This is a genomic window from Nostoc sp. (assembly GCF_036916735.1).
Classification (GTDB): domain Bacteria; phylum Cyanobacteriota; class Cyanobacteriia; order Cyanobacteriales; family Nostocaceae; genus Nostoc.
Window position 1 is genome coordinate 78,649 of record NZ_JBALFV010000051.1, and the last position, 19,364, is coordinate 98,012.

Sequence of the window (19,364 nt, forward strand, 5' to 3'; positions counted from 1 at the left end):
TAATTTAATAGCCGAACAAATTTTTCAAGCTGGAGGTCTACCCACGTAGCCACAACCATACTTATTGTTTTACACTACTAAAAAATGTCAGTTAAAGAGGCGTGAATATGAAAAATAAAAGAACAACTTATCGAAGAAATTGAATCAGCACCAGATGCACTTTTGACTGAAACACTTAATTTTTTACGTTTTTTGAAAACAAAGTAAAACCAAGTGCAACCAACACAACATCAAGTAGAATTTGCTAGTCATACTACTGTTAATTCCACAGGAAGCTCACTTCTAGAACATCTGAAAACTATAGGTACTTGGGAAGGTGATGACTTAGAGGAGTGCCTGAAGCTAGTAATTGCTAGCCGTGGTCAAGCAGAGTTTAATGAAGATAATCCTTTTGAATAATGTACCTAATCGATACAAATCACTGTAGTCTAGCTATTTTAGGTAACGTCAATATATTAAGTCGCCTTGCTGAGGTTGAAAACAGTCTAGTTTCAACTTGTGTCATTGTGCAGGGAGAATTGATAGATATGGCAGCACGTTCTCAAAAGCAACAAATTAATTTAGCATTAGTAAAAAATTTTATTAAAGGTATATACATTTATAATATTGACCAGGAAACTGCTAATACTTATGGTCAACTTAAAGCTGCTTTATTCAATCAATTTGCACCAAAAGAAAAAAATAACGTAGAAAAACTAAAATAACTGATTTAGGTTTTGGTGAAAATGATTTGTGGATTGCTTCTATTGCTCTGCAACAAAATCTCACTATTGTCTCAGCCGATAGCGACTTTCAACGTATTCAACAAGTAAGAATATTATCTATTGAATCTTGGTTTACAAGCTGAAAACTCAATATACAGCAGATTTCAAGTTGGTGAGGTAGACAAGCTAAGTCTGTTATCCAAGTTTAAAGCGTGTTTTACTCCTGTATTCTATATTCTGAATTCTGCTATAAGTTATTTCATTCTTCCCCACCCTGTAGCCCACCTCTGCGACTGGCGAGTTCTTTTTCGATTTTATCTTCATCTAATAAATGTTTACCAGAAGCAACAATCCTAGTGCAAATTTGCTGCAAACGTTCGCCCAATGAGATTTTATTTGCAGAGTTTTTCAAACCAAGAAATTTAACAAAATCTAAAACTTCCTCTTGTTTGTATTGTGGAAGAGAACGCCACTTTGTTAATAACTCTTGTTCTGAACTCATTAGTATTTACCCACTACTGTTACTTCTATTGCAATTGGGTATTTTTATTGTAGAATGACTTTAAATTTAATCCTATTCGTGAACAAAAAGATCCTCGACTTCTTCAAGAAGTCGGGGATCTGAGCCTTTGCCAGAGGGAACTTACCTGCTCATTATCTTTATTACCTGCCAGGAAGCTTTAACCCCCGACGCTCAAGGATTTGCCGCACCTCTGGGCTGGGAGTGTAATTATAGCCGTAGGAGGAATTCTCAGAGTCATCCATGATTTGAGGCGTGAGTAATACAATTACCTCATTACGCTGGTTCTGTCTGTTTGTACTTCTAAATAGCGAACCAATTAGTGGAAGATCACCCAAAATAGGAATCTTGGAGATAGAAGTCCGGTCTGTGTCTTGAATAATACCTGAGAGAATCAGCGTCTGACCATCTCTCAAGCGAATCGAGCCAGAATTAAGAGAGCGCTCAGATACCAAGAATATTTGTTGACTACCACCCCCGCCAACATTTATGGTAGCTGGAGCTTGGGGTGCTTTGACAACAGGAGCTACCGATAGAGAGACAAAACCGTTATCATCAATCCGCTCAACTTTGACAGCTAGAGTTAAACCCACTCGGTCTTTTTCTGCTGAAATCGTTTCTGTAGCAAGATTCGCATCACGAACGATTTCCCTTTTAATATTGCCTACCACTTCCTGAGTCAGGTTGACATTAGCGGTTTGACCTTCTTGCACAATTAAGGTCGGGTCAGTCAAAATCTTGGCATTGCCATTTGTAATCTGAGCTTGCAAACTAGTGAGAAGACGTTTTGGGAACTGGTAAATAGACGGCAAGCTATATGTATATTGAGCAGGGGTTTGGCCAGTTACCTGATTACTATATTGAGTCGGCGCACCAGTAATTGGGTCAAACTGAGTTGGGACAGATGTAATTGTTCCTGGAGTTCCTGGGGTATATGATGAAAGTCCTGGTTGCGTTGGGTTAGAGTTTACACCAGCAGTAACTGTTCCTGTGGTTGGATTTTGTGGATTAAGAAAAATATTTGCGCCACTAAGTGGATTAACGGTTGTAGGTGTACTAGTCACACTGGTTGATGCTTCGGCTCTTGTAGCTGGTCTAGAACCACCAAAATTTAGAGATGCTGCACCACCATCATTTGTAAAGTAATTGTTACCAACCCCAAAAGAAAAGCTAGTGTTGTAGTCCTGAGTATTCAAGAGGTTAACATCAATAATCTTAACGTTAACTACCACTTGACGACGGCGGATATCAAGCTGAGTTAGTTGAGCCATCGCCATCTCAACTAGCCGGGGAGGGCCAATTAAGGTTAGAGAATTAGTACGCTCATCTCCTAATGCCTGTAAACCTCTCAGTAATGGGTTAGAGTCTGTAAAATTAACGCGTTGAGTTTCAACTCTGGTTTCCGTCGTCGTCTGACTTTGGGTGATAGGCACAGCTCCAGCTCCAACAGGTACGGCACTAACGCTGGTAACTTGTCGTTCGCGGCTGACGGCACTTTCTGCCCCCAAGCCGACCAAAAAATTCAGGGCAACTCCCACTGTTACCTGATTGAGTCGCAGGCTACGCATAACCATGTCACGAGTGGAATTAGGTAGTTTAGGCCCAACAAAAATCGTGCGATTACTGCGGTTAGCTTCTAAACCACTCAAGCGCAAGACGTAGTTAAACACATCTTGTACTGGCTCATTTTCTATATCTAGGGAGATTGTTTGAGAGGTTGCTTGTGCAGCACCACCCTGCTGACCTCCACCACCTTGCTCACTTCCAACATAAGCCAGGTTGAGATTAGCCGCACGCGCAAGCAATGACAAAACCTCACGCACCGGCGCATCTCGCAGCACTAAACGGGGTACACGTTCTTGAGTTCCTAAATCAATGCTACTAGGAGAAGCATCAGTATTAGAGATGGCAATATCTCCCACTGGTGGGGCGACGGCTCTAGGTAAGAAAGGTGGAGCCTGACTCACAGGTTGACCTGGCCCAGCAGCTTGTGCAGATTGTCCGTCAATAGTGACTTCTGGATTGGGAACGAGAACATCTGGCTTTTGACCAGGTTGGGCCGGGGTATTAATAGGCGGTGCTGTGAAAGTTTGCGCTGTTGGCGTTGGTACTGATGCTATAGTGCCTGCGGATGGGCTAAAGCTGAGTGTAATTCCATTTTGCGATCGCACCATAGGTTGACTACTAGGCGTATTGTTGCTACCTGTTACCGTCACCCGAATGCTATTGCTATCAAGCTGATTAACTTCAACAGATGCAATTCCTGGTACTGGGCTATCTTGACGAAAACTCTTACCTTGTGGTAATCGTAATTGAGTATTAATAATATCTGCGACTAAAGCCTTGCCTCTTTTTGTAGTGAAAACTTGGGCACGCGACCCAGAAGAAGTTTTCAAAGCGACGCTAATTCCACCATTAACTGGATTTAACTGAACATTAGTAATTTGACTAATTTGTGCCCAAACTGGTTGAGCTGTCAAAAATACAAAAGCGGCAGTACCTAAAATAAAACTATTACCGTGAAGCTGTTTCACAGTTTATTCCTCACCTGATAAAACTTTGTTTACAAACAATTCTGAGAAGTTGAGAAAAAGTAGTTAGGAGTTAGGGGTGAATAGTTAGGAATGATAATTTATAATTCTTAACTCCTGTACAGACAAGGGTTAATCACGTCTCTACTCATAATTCCTGTACAGACAAGGGTTAATCACGTCTCTACTTTTTCGGAGCAGTTTTAGCTGCGGCGGCTGCGGCTATTTCTTCTGGAGTAAGTGGCATCAATACCTGTAACTGGAATGATGTATTAATTGCTGTTGGCCCTACCTGCATCGGCGTTTTATCCAATGGGGATTTTGACTCTACTGGAGCCAAAGTTGATTGATAATCTTTAACTAATAACAAAGGCTGCAAACGCTCAATGTTACGAATTATTGATTGTGTTTGCTCATAAGTTCCAGTAATTTCGACATTGATATTACTGCGTTGCAACTTACCGTTAACCTGTAGTCCTAAAGTTCCATCGGTAATCGCTTCTGGTTTTTGGGAAACTGGCACAAATTTATTCAGTTTGGCTCTCACTGCATTAATAGAAGTTGGAGTATTGCCAGACTCAATTAAACGGTTAACATCCAACAGCAATGTATCTAAGCTTTTTTCGTTAGCAAATAAATCTAAAACCTGAACTTTTTGCTGTTTTGCCTGTGCTAGCTCATCTTTAACTTTGCCAATTTCTTTGATACTGGCTTTTTTTTGCTGAATTTGCCCTTGCAGTTCAGAGCTTTTGGTTTGCTGCTGCTGATAGCTTTCCCAAGCTGGCATCAGCAGGTTTAACAATATATAACCTCCTCCTGCTAAACCAATTACCCCCACCAATATGCCAATAATTTTTGGTGTAAAGGCAATACCAAATAGCACCGGGGATGCTGGCGTTTCCTGCTCGAATTCCCCACCTTGTTCGGCAAAATTTAAGTCATCACTCAGCGTCATTTTGAAATGACTCCTGTTTGTTGCATAGTACGAATTCGAGTCACTAACCCCACTGTGCCTTTTTTTTCTAACTCTCGAATTAATTCTGAAGCTGGAACATTGTTCATATTTGATTCAATAGTATATTCAACTACTTTTGGCGTTCTAATTGTTACACTAGTAGCAGGTTGACTCACACCTGGAGTTGCAGGAGCATCTACTAGCGTTGCCGTTACAATTCTGCTTTCTGTGGGCTTTAAGAATTGAGACTGTTGTAGACTCAATAAAAAATCATTGACATCGTTAAAAGAACGAGCTAATCCAGTAATTTGTAATCCTCCAGCAGGATTGCTTGGTGGCTGCCCTTCCGCAGCCGGGATGGGTGGGGTTTGCCTGATGGTCTTAATTTGCACTGCTGCTGGAATGCGATCGCGCAAATCTTGCAGCATTGCTGACCAAGGTCGAATTTGGTCAAATACAGTAACTAAAGTTTGGGTTTCCCCTTTAATTGCCTTCGTCTCGTCTTTGATTTTATTAATATTTCCTATTTCTGTATCTAACCTCTTACTTTCTTGATCTAGTTGTGTTATTTGACCATCTAATTCAACAATCTTCCCTTGCAACAACCACCAACCAAGTCCTAATAAAGCTGGAAGAGTTACACCTACTGCAACTCCCACATACAGTAGTGTCAAATCTCCTGTAGGATACTTTAGGGATATTCCTCCCTTTCTCTGAGGCTGTGGCAGGTATTGTGGGCGATCTTTAAGAAAGTTAACATCTAGGCTGTACATTTTGTTACACCTCCCGCATTCCTAGACCAAGTGCGATCGCCAAGCCAGAGCGTTGCACCTGTGGATATTTGTCAGCGTCAACTTCCAAGGACAATGCCCCGATTGGATCTATTTGGGTAGTTGGCAAGCTCAATCGTTGGGTAAAGAATTCATCTAGCTGTTGGAGTCCACCTCCTGGGCCAGCTAATATAATCTGTGCTACTTCCAAATTTTCACTTTGATTAAGGTAAAAATCGATGGAACGGCGCAGTTCATCGGTTAGTTCTCCCAATACTCTCAATATGGCTGCCATACCAGGATTGATCTCAGTAACCCCAGTTTTCCCGCCGTCTAGGGAAGTTTGGGGAATCACCATTCCGTGTAACAGTTCCATATCTCGTGATGTGGGTAAGCTCATTGCCCTTGCTAAGGCAGTTTGCATTTGATAAGTCCCGATTGGGACTGTGCGCGAAAATTGCGGTACTCCGTTAACGATGATGGCGATTTCTGTACTGTCAAACTCTATATCAACTAATACTGCTGCTTCTTGCGGCCCAAATTGTCGCAATTGCTCACGAATAGTCCGAATCAGAGCAAAACTGTTAATTTCTAAAACATCGATTTGTAATCCTGCCTGCTCAAATGTACTTATATAGGTATCTGTTATCTCCTTGCGGGTAGCAACTAGAAGTACGTGTACTTTTTCAATGCCATCTTCATCTACAAAGTACCCAAGTTTCTGATAATCTACATCAGCCTCTTCACGAGGATAGGGTAAATATAAACCTGCTTCATGGTTAAGAACCATTTCTCGTAGTTCTTTATCATCTAACTCTGCTGGCACTGGTATGATCCGAACGATGGAATCTCGCCCTGGTACACCAGTAGCAACGTGAGAAGTTTTAATTTTGCTTTCAGTTAGCGCCTGCTGGATTAACTGCGCCATTGCTGCGGGGTCGGTGATTTGACCATCAGTAACTACACCATCTGGAACTGATACCGATGTAAAGGTTTCTAGCTTCAAGCCTTGACCATGCTTGCGTAGCTGAACTACATTCACCCGTTCGGGAGCAAGTTCAATACCGACCCCTTTTTTTGATTTGCCAAACAGACTTTTGAAGCTTTTTACCACAGTTATGCCCGATGGACTGCTAAATTGAAAATTTAAATTTTTTGTCGGTAGAGACGTAATATATTACGTCTCTACAGGTAATTTATTTAGCCTATAATCTCGACAATTCTGATCTAGGTTTTTCACACTGAGCAAGCGTAAAAATACTGGGAAAATGATTCAATTGCGAAAATTTAAACAACTTATTGCTTTCACACTACTTGGCTTATTAACCAGTTGGATTGTAAGTTGCAGCACAAGTAATGTTAGTACAGGTACAAAACAGGCTACTTCAGGAGCAGCAACTATTGAGTTTTGGACGATGCAACTCCAACCTCAATTTACCGACTACTTCAAAAGCCTAATTGCGAATTTTGAATCGCAAAATCCAGGTATAAAGATTAACTGGGTTGATGTACCTTGGGCGGCGATGGAGAACAAAATTTTAACAGCTGTCTCAGCAAAAACGCCACCTGATGTAGTTAACCTAAATCCGGGTTTTGCTTCCCAACTTGCCGGACGAAATGCCTGGTTAGATTTAGATGCAAAAGTCCCAAAGGATGTACGTTCCTCCTATCTACCGAATATCTGGGAATCTTCTGTGCTGAATGGCAAGAGTTTTGGGATTCCCTGGTATCTCACCACACGGCTAACCATTTATAACACCGATTTATTAAAACAGGCAGGTATCAATAAACCACCTGCAACCTATGCAGAATTGGCACAAACAGCGCAACAAATTAAAGATAAAACTGGCAAATATGCCTTTTTTGTGACTTTCGTACCGCAAGATTCTGGTGAAGTGCTGGAATCTTTTGTGCAAATGGGAGTTACTCTAATAGATGCTGAAGGGAAAGCAGCGTTTAATTCAGCACCAGGTAAGGCAGCGTTTCAGTATTGGGTAGACTTGTATAAAAAAGGCTTACTTCCTAAAGAAGCTTTGACCCAAGGACATCGCCACGCGATCGATTTATACCAATCTGGAGAGACTGCGTTTCTAGCTTCTGGGCCAGAGTTTCTGAAAACGATCGCTAATAATGCCCCAAAAATCGCTCAAGATTCGGGAATAGCACCTCAACTCACTGGTGACACAGGTAAGAAAAATGTCGCGGTGATGAACATGGTTATTCCCCGTGATAGCAAACAACCAGACGCCTCTGTTAAGTTTGCTTTATTTGTCACCAATGACGAAAATCAGTTAACCTTTGCTAAAGCTGCAAATGTCCTACCTTCTACAATCAAAGCATTATCTGATAGTTACTTTAAAGATGTTCCAGCTAATGCTTCAACAATAGAAAAAGCGCGAGTTATGAGTGCTGAAGAACTGGCAAAGGCAGAAATATTAACCCCTACTTTGAAGGATTTTAACAAACTGCAAAAGGCAGTTTACGAAAACTTGCAAGCAGCAATGTTAGGGCAGAAGACTGTAGATAAAGCTGTAGAAGATGCGGCGCAAGAGTGGAACAGTACTAGGAGTTAGTAGACAAACGAAAAATAGCTTTCGGGTAGGAATTTCGGGGTGGGAAATGGATGTAGGATTTATTAGACCTCTTGCATAAATCAAAAATCTCACCCCCCATTTGAGTAAAGCAAACGCTCTTAAGGGGCTACTGTGTATACACAAGTCGAATTACCCCCCTTAATCCCCCCGATATATTGGGGGAAATAGAAAAAATGTTGTTCCCTCCCCTTTATAAGGGGAGGGTTAGGGTGGGGTAAAATCGATATTTATTAACTATTTCAAACTTGTGTATACACGGTAGTGCTAATACCAATTCTGTATGAAAATGCGCCAAACTATATAAGAAACGAACCGCAAAGGGCGCAAAGGAGAGGCAGCGCAGTCTTGGGGGTTTCCCCCATGAGCGACTGCCGTCACAAAGAAAGAAAATTTGGTGCAGCTTCACGAATAAATGGTATAAGGGGTGGGGTATCAGGACTTAGAGGATATTTGAAAAGTCTAAGAGCGTGTGTTTCACTACCCTGGCTACCGAGAAACTGCCACGAGAGAATCGGAGTTTTGGGATTTGAGACTGCGCCCCTGAGTTGCACTTGAGGCTCAAGCCGACCCTTTTCAAACAACCTCTTACGCAATAACTCTCTGAAACTCTTATTCCTTTGTGTTCTTTGCGTCCTTTGCGGTTCGTTTCATCATGATTTTGCGTAAGTCCTGGGGTATTAGGAACTTTTGCAAGAGGTCTATTGAAAAAGGTGTCTTGGACGAACTACGCTTGCACCACAAAATCTAATGCCATAAGAGTTGGCGCACCAGTTAGAGTCGCAAATAGACCACCGCTACCAAAACCAGCCGCGCTGCCATTTTGGTTGTAGAACAACTGCCCACTCACAGGATCGTAGACAATTGTTGCCATGCTAGTCGCTGCTGAAGAAGTGATTTTAAAATCACTGGCGTTACTAAAACCTGTTCTTGCAGCTGAAGTAATTGCATTAAAGGTAGTTTTATCTAGGATAATCTTGTCACCTTCGGAGTGTTTGAAGTCACCGATCGCATCTACACCAACAGCAGTCAGGGCAAAGGCTGCATCAGTGTTGTAAAGGAATCTGTCAGCACCCGCACCACCAACGAGGATATCATTGCCTGCACCACCTACAACAGTATCATTACCTTCTCCACCGATGAGAATATCATCGCCTGACCCGCCCCGCAACAGGTCATTGCCACTCAAGCCATTAATAATGTCGTTACCCCCTTGACCATTAATCACATCATGGGAGTTGTCAAAACCAGCGATGTTATTGTTTAAGTCATTCAGGAAAGTAACAGTATTTTTATTAAAAATGTTAGTTTGAGTGGAGTTTGCATTAATCACATCAAAGCTGTCGGTAATACTGCTTTGTCCATCAAATAGGATATTGCCTAGTGCAGGTCTTGAAGAAGTTGCTAGCAGGTTATCCAAGTTTTCTAACTGAAAGTTTTGCAGAGTGACTTTGGTGTTAGCGACATTTTCAAAGTTGACTTCTAAGTTGTTGCCATGTTGAGTTAGTTGCAAATTTCGGGCAGTTAGTCCCGAACCTGTAAATTGCAGTGTATCAACATTGGCAATGACTGCTACTGATGGGTTTGAGCCTTTACCTACGCCACCAAAATCACTGATGGTGTCATTGCCATCGCCAGAGCGAATTACAAACTGATCTTGACCACCGTTGCCTATGAGGGTATCGTTACCAGCTTTGCCGTCGATGATATTGTTGTTAATTGTGCCTTTGAGAGTATCTGCACCAGGCGTGCCCGTTAAAACAGGGGTGACGCTGATATTTGTCCCTCCAAACACCACATAGCTCTGCCCTGAATTGTGGGAGCCATCGAGATTGACATTGACACCCGGTGCCCCGATAATCAGGTCGTTGATGCCGTCACCGTTGATGTCTCCCGCACTGCTGACAGGAGTCTTGTTTAGGTAAGGTGCATCAATGCTGCCGTTGATGGCAAAGCCATTAGTGCCGTTGAGGGTAGAGAGGTTAAATTGGGCATCAAAACCCCCCTTGCTGCCATACACCACGTAGCTCTGCCCTGAATTGTAGAAGCCGTTGGGGTCGGGACCTGGTGCCCCGATAATCAGGTCGTCGATACCGTCGCCGTTGATATCTCCCGCACTGCTCACAGAAAAGCCTGAACGGTCATATCTATTAATGCCGTTGATGGCAAAGCCATTAGTGCCGTTGAGGGTGGAGAGGTTGAGTTGGGCACTAAAACCCCCCTTGCTGCCAAACACCACGTAGCTCTGCCCTGAATACTTGCCGTTGGGGTCGGCATTTGCTGCCCCAATAATTAGGTCGTCGATGCCGTCGCCGTTGATGTCTCCCGCATTGCCAACAGAGATGCCTAAGAAGTCACCTGGATTGATGCCGTTGATGGCAAAGCCATTAGTGCCGTTGAGGGTAGAGAGGTTGAAGTTGGAATCAAAACCCCCCTTGCTGCCAAACACCACGTAGCTCTGCCCTGAATACTTGCCGTTGGGGGAAGCGTGATATGCCGCGATAATCAGGTCGTCGATGCCGTCACCGTTGATGTCTCCCGCACTGCCAACAGAGTAGCCTAACAAGTCACCTGGATTGATGCCGTTGATGACAAAGCCGTTAGTGCCGTTAAGGGTAGAAAGGTTGAGTTGGGCATCAAAACTCCCCTTGCTACCATACACCACATAGCTCTGCCCTGAGTCGTAGGAGCCGTTGGGGGAGGCACCTGGTGCCCCGATAATCAGGTCGTCGATGCCGTCGCCGTTGATGTCTCCCGCACTGCTAACAGAGATGTATACTAGGCTACGTGTATTAATGCCGTTGATGGCAAAGCCATTAGTGCCGTTGAGGGTGGAGAGGTTGAATTGGGCATCAAAACCCCCCTTGTTGCCAAACACCACGTAGCTCTGCCCTGAGTAGGCGATGCCGTTGGGGGAGGCAAAAGGTGCCGCGATAATCACGTCGTCGATGCTGTCGCCGTTGATGTCTCCCGCATTACTAACAAAGTAGCCTGATTCGTCACTTGCATTGATGCCGTTGATGGCAAAGCCATTAGTGCCGTTGAGGGTGGAGAGGTTAAGTTGGGGATCAAAACCCCCCTTGCTGCCATACACCACGTAGCTTTGCCCTGAGTTGGCGATGCCGTTGGGGGAGGCAAAAGGTGCCGCGATAATCACGTCGTCGATGCCGTCGCTGTTGATGTCTCCCGCACTGCCAATAGAGTAGCCTGATTCGTCACCTGCATTGATGCCGTTGATGGCAAAACCGTTAGTGCCGTTGAGGTCAGAGAGATTCAATGATGAATTAACCATGATTTTCTCATGTATTGGTAGTGATTTAGGAAGTCGAGAGCCTTGGTAAATGGAATTGGCGGCTACACAAAGTCTTTTTGCCTGCGCGGACTCACAAAAAATTCCAGTTTTGAAACCTGCCTTCGTGTAACGTCCCCTTCGTAATTCCAAAAGCAAGCATTTTTCTTCTATGAAACTTAAATTACTTGTGTGAGTGATGATACACCAACACCTACTTTAAGCCGCTTCTCTACGAGACGCTCTGCAAATGTGTCTAGATGAATTGCCGCTACAGCTTGCAGTTTTGCCTAAATCCTGTAGGCGTATCTTCAAAAATAAATGGTATTAGTATCTCAACTTTGAACATTTGCAGCAAATACTTTAACCTTTGCAGCAAATGTTATTCCATGTATAAGAAAGGCTTAAGTATTTGCAGGAAAGGTATAATCATTTGCTGCAAACACTTTAACCTTTGTAACAAATGTTATTCCATATATAAGAAAGGCTTAAGTATTTGCAGGAAAGGTATAATCATTTGCTGCAAATACTTTAACCTTTGCAGCAAATGTTATTCCATGTATAAGAAAGGCTTAAGTATTTGTAACAATCATTGTAGTGAACTTATAGATATAGCTGTTGCTAAAAAATCGCCTACTAAATAAAGGGAACCACACACAATGATTAAATCGTCTGTGGTAGCGGTTGAGGTTGCGGCTTCTAGTGCTGTGAATAAATCTGGATGAATTTGGCGATCGCTTAATTCGGGGCAGAGGCTGTAAGCTAGGTTTCCTAAGTAGTCTAAATCAGCAGAAGTTCTACCTGGCCAAGATTCTACTGGTATTGGTACTAAAAAAAGGCGATCGCCTGGGCGCAGTAAGGCGGTAAAAATATCAGCATGATCCTTATCGGAAAACATTCCCATAACCCAATTGACGGGCTTGGGGTTAACTGCATCTAAGCTATCGACATACTGGCGAAGAACTTCGGCGGCGGCGGTATTATGAGCGCCATCAAGTAATAATTTATAGTTTTTCCAGGTAGTCCATTGCATCCGCCCGGGCCATTTAGTTTTTGCCATGCCGTTAGTTATCGCTTCTTCAGAAATCTGCCATCCTTGTTGTTGGAGAATTTCTAAAGCTGCTATTGCCAAAGCTGAATTTGCTAATTGAATTTGTCCGGCTAATGGCAAAGGGTATTTAATTAAGTTTGAATTTTGAATTGTTTGATATTCTGCCCATCCTGTAGCGATTTGACGGGCGGGTTGAGGCGTAAAAATCGGGCATTGTAATTCTAAGGCACGCGATCGCACAACTTTCTGTGCATCCGGTGGCAATGCTCCAACCACAATAGGACATCCAGGTTTGAGGATACCAGCTTTTTCTCTAGCAATGTCAGCAACAGTAGGGCCAAGTTGTTGCCAGTGTTCCCGGCTGATGGAAGTGATAATCGTAACGAGTGGTTCCAAGCAGACATTAGTAGCATCTAAGCGCCCTCCTAGCCCGACTTCTACCACAGCCACATCGACTTTAGCTTGTGCAAAATATAACCAAGCAGCCGCCGTAATTACTTCAAACTGAGTTGCCGATTCGTCTTCAGGGCGAATAGCAGCTTGGACTTTTTCTAATAATTGACTCAATTCCTCAGAGGAAATTGGCTGTTCATTGAGACAAATACGTTCCGTCCAATCGACTAAATGGGGAGAAGTATAACGTCCTGTACGATAACCAGCCTCAGTGAGTACGGAGGAAAGATAGGCACAAACTGAACCTTTCCCATTAGTGCCAGCAACATGAATTACTGAGACTTGGTGATGAGGATTACCAAGGTTTGCTAATAGGTTGAGGATGCGATCAAGTCCTAAATGGACACCAAACCGCTGCAGGGGTTGTATTACAGAATCGATGTTCAAGGAAGGGAGTGGGGACTTGTACTGAGCTTGTCTTGAGCTTGTCCTCTTGGTAGTCGTAAAGCCTGCGGCATAGCTACGCTTAAGGCGCAGCCTCTCGTAGAGAAGGGCGTAGTCGTACCACTTCGTGGATGGAAGCAAGCTACGCGCAGCGTCCCGTAGGGAAGGGCGTAGTTGTAAAGCCTGCGGCATAGCTACGCTTAAGGCGCAGCCTCTCCAATAGTTGGGCGAAGCCGAAGTAGTGAGGAGTAGGGAGTGGGGACAAGGAGAATAATCATGCCCAATGGCCCATGCCCCATGCCCTATTGATAAATTTAAGCTTCTCTATCTAAAAAGCCTTGGATTTGTCTTAAAGCCGCAGCGCCAATATTAAACGCTGCCCAGCTAGCAGCAATAACAACTGGTGCTAAAACGATCGCTATACGGAAATCGATATCCATATCTAGAACCCCTCTCTTAAGTAGAAATTAAAGTTTTGTCAACTGCTCTCATTTTTATTTTTAGCTGAAGTGGGCAACTTTTCCAAGTAGATATGTAAAGAATGATTAAATTATTGGGCATGAGGCACTTCCTAAGCCTTACTAAAACCAATATCAGTACCTTTACCAGCATGAACTAAAGCTAACTTTTGGTAACGTTTAGCGTGTTCAATCAGTTCTGATGCTTCAGTCTCTGTTATTTGGCGTAACACTTTGCCAGGAATGCCCACAACTAGAGACAAAGGCGGTACATTTTTAGTTACTACTGCACCAGCACCGATAATGCTACCAGCACCCACTCGTACCCCGTCTAAAATCACTGCGCCAATGCCAATCAAACTTCCACGTTCAATGTAAGCGGAATGTATCACAGCACGATGCCCTACAGTGACATGATCTTCTAAAATTGTCGGAAAACCAGGATCGCCATGTAAAATTGCACCATCCTGAATATTTGTGCATTCGCCAATTTCAATCTGTTCTACATCTCCCCTAACCACTGCTCCATACCAAATGCTCACCCCTGCTGCTATATTTACCGAACCTATAACAACAGCATTAGCTGCGATAAAGGCAGCTTGAGAAAAATCAGGAGATGTCCAGTAAGAAGCGGTAGACACGATAGAATATGAATATGGTACCCAGGAACACTGGAGAAACTCCAACCTTTGAAGCTGGTTGCACAACTAGGATATCACAGTGTCAAGCCTCTATAGTGAGGAAAACACTAGTGAATATTGCTACTATTTAAACTCAGTGTCGGTGCAGCAGTAAGCAAGTAACCCAAAGTAGTGGAGCATAAGTGTATAATATAATACACAAAAATGCTGGTGAAGACAAAATTATGTTTGTACGCACTTCATGATGAATCCAGGCTTGCAGTACCCGATGTTTGGGCCGGAAATACAGTGTCCGCATTGTCGCCAGACTATTCCGGCGCTGACATTAACAGATACCTATTTGTGTCCCCGTCATGGCGCGTTTGAAGCTAATCCTAAAAATGGAGAGTTAATCCATTTGCAATCGGGGCGTCATTGGCGAAGGTGGAACAATGAATGGTATAGACAGCATACTCATCCCGATGGTATTCGCTTTGAAATTCACGAAGCATTAGATAAGCTCTATACCCAGGGCTTTCGAGCAACAAGAGTAATAATTGCTCGACGCTATCAGGAATTGATGAGTGGCTACTTGGAGCGCAGCACACCTTGGCGTTCTGTACAACCAGAAGCTACTACTGCGCGTTTATACGGTTTACCCGTGGAGTTTAGCCCTGATACCTCAGATGATCCCTGTTGGGAAGTGATCAATTTTGACTTAGAAAAAGAGCCTGGTGTCCCTGTACGCTACCCTTATTTCAGGTTGTTTGAATAATGATCATTGGTCATTAGTCATTGGTCATTTGACAAATGACTAATGACAACTGACAAAGGACAAATTATGCACCACGCTTCGATTCGGACTGCGAATATTCATCGAGCGATCGCTTTCTACGAACATTTAGGGTTTACAATTTCAGAACGCTTTACTACAGGCTACACTCTAGCTTGCTGGATGGAAGGATTAGGCGGCAGAATTGAACTAATCCAAATTCCCGAACCAAAACCAGCCCCAGATGCCTTTGCTGATGAGCATTATGTGGGGTATTATCATCTCTCGTTCGATTTAACTGAAATTACACCAGATTTACCTAGTTGGTTGACAAGTTTACAAGAACGTGTATTACTATCGGCTGAGAGTCAACCCGAAGAATTACAAGCGTTGAAGGTACTTTTAGAACCGACACAACAGCAAATAGGCGATCGCATTTACGAAGTAGCTTTCATTGCCGATACCGATGGCTTACCTCTGGAATTCATTCGGGTTTTAGCAAAATTCCCATAATTTAGCTTTTTATTACCTTATATTGCTAATATATTTTTTTCTGTATTGTTACTGAGGTAACAGATTTTTTAGACAGATTAAACTATCCTAACTTTCCCCAATAATTATGTAATTTAATTGACATAATCTGCTAAATACATGTATGGATTTTCCAGATTTTATAAGTATCCTTTGCCATTATTATTTTTAAGCTTATGGCTAGTAGCAGTTTTTTTGTTGAGCAGTAAACCTGCTCATAGCCAACATGCAGCCATATCTAATAAACAAAACTACCAGTCAACCTTGCTAGCAAAAACAATAATGCCCTCAACACTGACACAAAATGTCCGCAAGACAGTGCTGGAGAATGGTCTAACTGTCTTGACAAAGGAAGTGCATACTGCGCCAGTCGTGACGGTGCAGGTGTGGTATAAGGTTGGCTCACGCAACGAAGAACCGGGCGTAAATGGCATTGCCCACCAGTTGGAACACATGATGTTTAAAGGTACTCTAAACCGTCCAATTCAATTTGGCCGTTTGTTTAGTGCTTTAGGTAGTGATTCCAATGCTTTCACCAGCTACGATCAAACTGCATATTACGGTACTGTAGAACGAAACAAGCTGAAAGCGCTTTTAGTGCTGGAAGCAGACAGGATGCAAAATTCGCAGATTGAGCCAGAACAACTGGCAAGTGAGAAGCGGGTAGTAATTTCCGAGTTACAGGGTTATGAAAATAGCCCTGAATATCGCCTCAATCGTGCCGTCATGCAGGCGGTGTTTCCCAATCATGCTTATGGGTTGCCTGTAGGTGGCACTAAAGCTGATGTCGAGAAATTTGAGGTTGAACAGGTACAGAAATATTACCGCAATTTTTACAGTCCTGATAATGCCGTCTTAATTATTGTTGGAGATTTTCAAACTGCCAATACCCTGGAAACAATTAAAGAGGTATTTAGCAAACTACCCAGGGGGCAGGGGGTAGGGAGACTCGGGGCCCCCACGGAGTGGGGATTGGGGGAGAGGGGAGACGGGGCAGGAGTTATTTCTTCCTCATCCCCCTCATCTCCCATAATATTGCGAGAACCGGGGGCAGGGCGTTTGTTACAAGCGGTGTATCCGCTACCGGATGCAAATCAACCGGATGTGCCTGCGCTGGATGTAATGGATTACATCTTGACAGAGGGACGGAATTCTAGACTTTATCAGGCATTGGTAGAATCAGGTTTAGCTAGTGAAGTTACAGCATCCGTTACCAGTTTGCGAGAATCTGGCTGGTATGAGGTGTTAGTGACGGCTGGTTCTAAACAAGATTTGAAAAAAATTGATTCAGTTTTGAGTAGCGCGATCGCTAATGTAGCAGAAAAAGGCGTAACCTCTGAAGAAGTAGAACGAGCCAAAACCCAATTAACAGCAGATGTAATTTTGAGTAACCGTGATATCACCTCTCAAGCAATGCAATTGGGTAATGATGAGACAACTGTTGGTGATTATCGCTATACAGACCGCTATTTGGCTGCTGTACGTCTGGTGAAGCCGAGGGATATTGTCGCTGTAATTAATAAATACTTGAAAAAAGGAGCCAGGACAGTAGGCTTTTTTGAACCAACCCAGAAGCGGACAACAGAAGTTGGTGATAAACCAGACTCAGCCCAAACTACAGAGAATTTTTCTCCTGGCGTACCTGTGCTTCCTTCTGAGGTGGGGAAGTACTTACCGCCTGTGGATTTGGCTACAGATGCAATTGCCCAAGTGTTACCACAGGAATTCAAATTTACCAACGGTTTGCGGTTATTACTGTTACCTGATCGTAGTACTCCCACCGTCACCTTGAGCGGACACATACAAGCCGGGACGGAATTTGACCCAGAGAATAAAGCTGGACTGGCTGCTTTCGTGGCAGACAATTTGCTGAATGGCACTAAGAGCAAGGATGACTTAACTATTGCCAAACTCTTGGCACAACGAGGGGCAAGTCTAGATTTTCATGCCTACCGCGAAGGTGTGCATATCGAAGGTGATAGTTTAACTCTTGATTTGCCGATACTCCTTGAGATATTGGCAGATGTTGTTAAAAATAGTACCTTTCCAGCTAAAGAATTGGAATTACATCGCCAACAAACTTTAACTGACTTGCAATTGGAATTAGATGAGCCATCAGAAGTAGCCAGAAGAATATTTGTTCAGTCAATTTACCCGAAAAAACATCCCTTACATACTTTTCCTACAGAAGAGAGTTTACAGCAGATTCAGCGCCAGGATGTGATTGATTTCAAAGCTAAACATTATCGTCCAGATACGACAGTGTTGGCGCTGGTGGGAGATTTTGATCTAGACAAAGTGCGATCGCTGATTAAAAATGAGTTTGGTAACTGGGAAGTTCGCGGCCAAGCACCCACATTGAAATATCCCACGGTATCAATGCCGGAAAAAATAGTTAGTGTCAACCCAGTTTTACCAGGTAAAGTCCAAGCTGTGACATATATGGGTTACACAGGAATTAACCGTTACGATCCTCGGTTTCACGCGGCCTTAGTATTGAACCAGATTTTGGGAGGCGATACCTTATCTAGTAAACTGGGTGCCCAAGTGCGCGATCGCCAAGGTTTAAGCTATGGAATTTATAGCTCCTTCCAAGCCGGGAAGAATGCAGGCACATTTTTGATAGAAATGCAAACTAGTCCTGAAGATAGCAGTAAAGCGATCGCTAGCACCCGTCAAATACTACAGCAAATCCATCAACAAGGTGTTACCGCACTGGAAGTAGAAACAGCTAAACGCACCCTCATCAGTAACTACAATGTTTCCCTGGCAAACCCAGAGGAATTAATAGATAGAATTCTGATGAATGAGGTATATGGACTCGATAAAGTAGAATTGCACTCCATTACTGACAAAATCCAGAAAGTCACCCTTACCCAAGTTAATCAAGCGGCTCGTGAGTTACTCCACCCAGATCAAATCGTAGTCGTTACTGCTGGCCCATCTGTTTTAGCAGAGAAAAGCATGAAATAGTACAATGTCCAAGCTATTGAGGGTTTGTAGTAATCACTAAAGTGCTAAAAAAACAAGCACTAAAGTCCTTACCCAACGGGAAAGTTAGTTGCTAATGGGGGTTTCCCCCATTAGCGACTAACTCACTACGAACTTGCTTACTCATTAATTTAAATTTGACCAGTAGTAGAGATGGGCATTAGGCATGGATAATATAAATAGGACTTACACAAAACCCTCTTAAACTCTCATTTCTCCGTAACGCGCCAGTTGCTACCCTTCTCCTGACGGAGACGCTGCGCGAACGGGAACGCTAAGAGCGAACAAGTCGGGGAACCCGCAAGGGCGCACTGGCTTCTGTGCGTATTCTGTGGTTCGTTTTCCGTTACCTGTGCGTAAGTCATAATAAAGAATGGATAAGTAGTTTTTACCGCTACCTATTAATAGCATTGCCTTTTGAGAACTAGTGATGAAAATTTGCAACCATTTTTACAAAATTGTAATTACATCTGAAATCTGGCACTTATGGCTTGCGTTGTCCAATAGCGGGACATACGGAAGCAGGTATGACGGGAGAAATTGCCATCAAGAATTAAAAATTATTTAACTCAGTATTTGACAGGGATCTAATGTTTCAATTAAAGATAATTTATCTCAGTCCTATAGTGTGCAGCGAATAATAAGTTATAGCGATTTTGATTCAAGCCCAACATATCAGGAGTAGCCGAATGTGTTATTATATATACGTTAGCGGCTAAACTGGAAGAATCCCTATCAGGAATT

General features: G+C 43.2%; 16 protein-coding genes and 1 pseudogene. 8 read left to right on the plus strand and 9 right to left on the minus strand.

Annotated elements, in window-relative coordinates; all coding sequences use genetic code 11:
* Window positions 1-213 precede the first annotated feature (213 nt).
* The 3 genes from V7L20_RS12455 to V7L20_RS12465 are packed head-to-tail and all read left to right on the plus strand — an operon-like array spanning window position 214 to window position 847.
* The gene (locus V7L20_RS12455) at window positions 214-399 is read left to right on the plus strand and encodes a hypothetical protein (RefSeq protein ID WP_334744372.1); all 186 of its coding nucleotides are present in this window, start codon (window positions 214-216) and stop codon (window positions 397-399) included.
* Entirely contained in the window at window positions 399-704 is a 306-nt protein-coding gene (locus V7L20_RS12460) for a type II toxin-antitoxin system VapC family toxin (protein WP_334744373.1), read from the plus strand. Before V7L20_RS12455 ends, V7L20_RS12460 begins: the two co-directional genes overlap by 1 nt.
* Before the next feature lie 26 nt (window positions 705-730).
* Window positions 731-847, plus strand: a complete 117-nt coding sequence (locus V7L20_RS12465) for a hypothetical protein (RefSeq protein WP_334744374.1) — start codon at window positions 731-733, stop codon at window positions 845-847.
* A gap of 116 nt (window positions 848-963) precedes the next feature.
* On the opposite strand, the gene V7L20_RS12470 is transcribed toward V7L20_RS12465, so the two are convergent.
* From V7L20_RS12470 to pilM, 5 genes are all read right to left on the minus strand, one after another.
* Window positions 964-1,206 carry a hypothetical protein gene (locus tag V7L20_RS12470; RefSeq protein ID WP_334744375.1) on the minus strand — a complete coding sequence of 81 codons (243 nt, stop codon included), beginning with the start codon at window positions 1,204-1,206 and terminating at the stop codon, window positions 964-966.
* 161 nt (window positions 1,207-1,367) lie between these two features.
* A complete protein-coding gene (locus V7L20_RS12475) occupies window positions 1,368-3,758 on the minus strand; it encodes an AMIN domain-containing protein (protein WP_334744376.1) in 2,391 nt (796 codons plus the stop codon).
* A 181-nt stretch (window positions 3,759-3,939) separates the two neighbouring features.
* Complete coding sequence (locus V7L20_RS12480) at window positions 3,940-4,710, minus strand: pilus assembly protein PilO (protein ID WP_334744377.1); 771 nt, start codon at window positions 4,708-4,710, stop codon at window positions 3,940-3,942.
* The gene (locus V7L20_RS12485) at window positions 4,707-5,483 is read right to left on the minus strand and encodes a PilN domain-containing protein (protein ID WP_334744378.1); all 777 of its coding nucleotides are present in this window, start codon (window positions 5,481-5,483) and stop codon (window positions 4,707-4,709) included. The genes V7L20_RS12480 and V7L20_RS12485 overlap by 4 nt, the downstream gene beginning before the upstream one ends.
* 4 nt (window positions 5,484-5,487) lie before the next feature.
* Window positions 5,488-6,594, minus strand: a complete 1,107-nt coding sequence (gene pilM, locus V7L20_RS12490) for a type IV pilus biogenesis protein PilM (RefSeq protein ID WP_334744379.1) — start codon at window positions 6,592-6,594, stop codon at window positions 5,488-5,490.
* Between the two features lie 154 nt (window positions 6,595-6,748).
* Between pilM and V7L20_RS12495 the strand changes: the two genes are divergently transcribed.
* The gene (locus V7L20_RS12495; protein WP_334744380.1) at window positions 6,749-8,053 is read left to right on the plus strand and encodes an ABC transporter substrate-binding protein; all 1,305 of its coding nucleotides are present in this window, start codon (window positions 6,749-6,751) and stop codon (window positions 8,051-8,053) included.
* Window positions 8,054-8,798: 745 nt separating this feature from the next.
* On the opposite strand, the gene V7L20_RS12500 is transcribed toward V7L20_RS12495, so the two are convergent.
* From V7L20_RS12500 to V7L20_RS12515, 4 genes are all read right to left on the minus strand, one after another.
* Complete coding sequence (locus V7L20_RS12500; RefSeq protein WP_334744381.1) at window positions 8,799-11,363, minus strand: beta strand repeat-containing protein; 2,565 nt, start codon at window positions 11,361-11,363, stop codon at window positions 8,799-8,801.
* A 586-nt stretch (window positions 11,364-11,949) separates the two neighbouring features.
* Entirely contained in the window at window positions 11,950-13,251 is a 1,302-nt protein-coding gene (locus V7L20_RS12505) for a bifunctional folylpolyglutamate synthase/dihydrofolate synthase (protein WP_334744401.1), read from the minus strand.
* A gap of 311 nt (window positions 13,252-13,562) precedes the next feature.
* Window positions 13,563-13,688, minus strand: coding sequence for a photosystem II protein Y (locus tag V7L20_RS12510; RefSeq protein ID WP_229492065.1), 126 nt, complete (start codon window positions 13,686-13,688; stop codon window positions 13,563-13,565).
* A 131-nt stretch (window positions 13,689-13,819) separates the two neighbouring features.
* On the minus strand, window positions 13,820-14,347 hold the full coding sequence (locus V7L20_RS12515; protein ID WP_334744382.1) for a gamma carbonic anhydrase family protein: 528 nt from the start codon (window positions 14,345-14,347) through the stop codon (window positions 13,820-13,822).
* A 244-nt stretch (window positions 14,348-14,591) separates the two neighbouring features.
* On the opposite strand from V7L20_RS12515, the gene V7L20_RS12520 reads away from it, so the two are divergent.
* The 4 genes and pseudogenes from V7L20_RS12520 to V7L20_RS12535 all read left to right on the plus strand — a co-directional run.
* Complete coding sequence (locus V7L20_RS12520; RefSeq protein WP_442943534.1) at window positions 14,592-15,101, plus strand: TIGR02652 family protein; 510 nt, start codon at window positions 14,592-14,594, stop codon at window positions 15,099-15,101.
* Window positions 15,102-15,167: 66 nt separating this feature from the next.
* Entirely contained in the window at window positions 15,168-15,611 is a 444-nt protein-coding gene (locus V7L20_RS12525) for a VOC family protein (protein ID WP_334744402.1), read from the plus strand.
* A gap of 138 nt (window positions 15,612-15,749) precedes the next feature.
* The gene (locus V7L20_RS12530) at window positions 15,750-18,602 is read left to right on the plus strand and encodes a M16 family metallopeptidase (protein WP_334744384.1); all 2,853 of its coding nucleotides are present in this window, start codon (window positions 15,750-15,752) and stop codon (window positions 18,600-18,602) included.
* Window positions 18,603-19,090: 488 nt separating this feature from the next.
* Window positions 19,091-19,177: pseudogene (locus V7L20_RS12535) on the plus strand (copper-binding protein); the annotation flags it as partial.
* Window positions 19,178-19,364 lie beyond the last annotated feature (187 nt).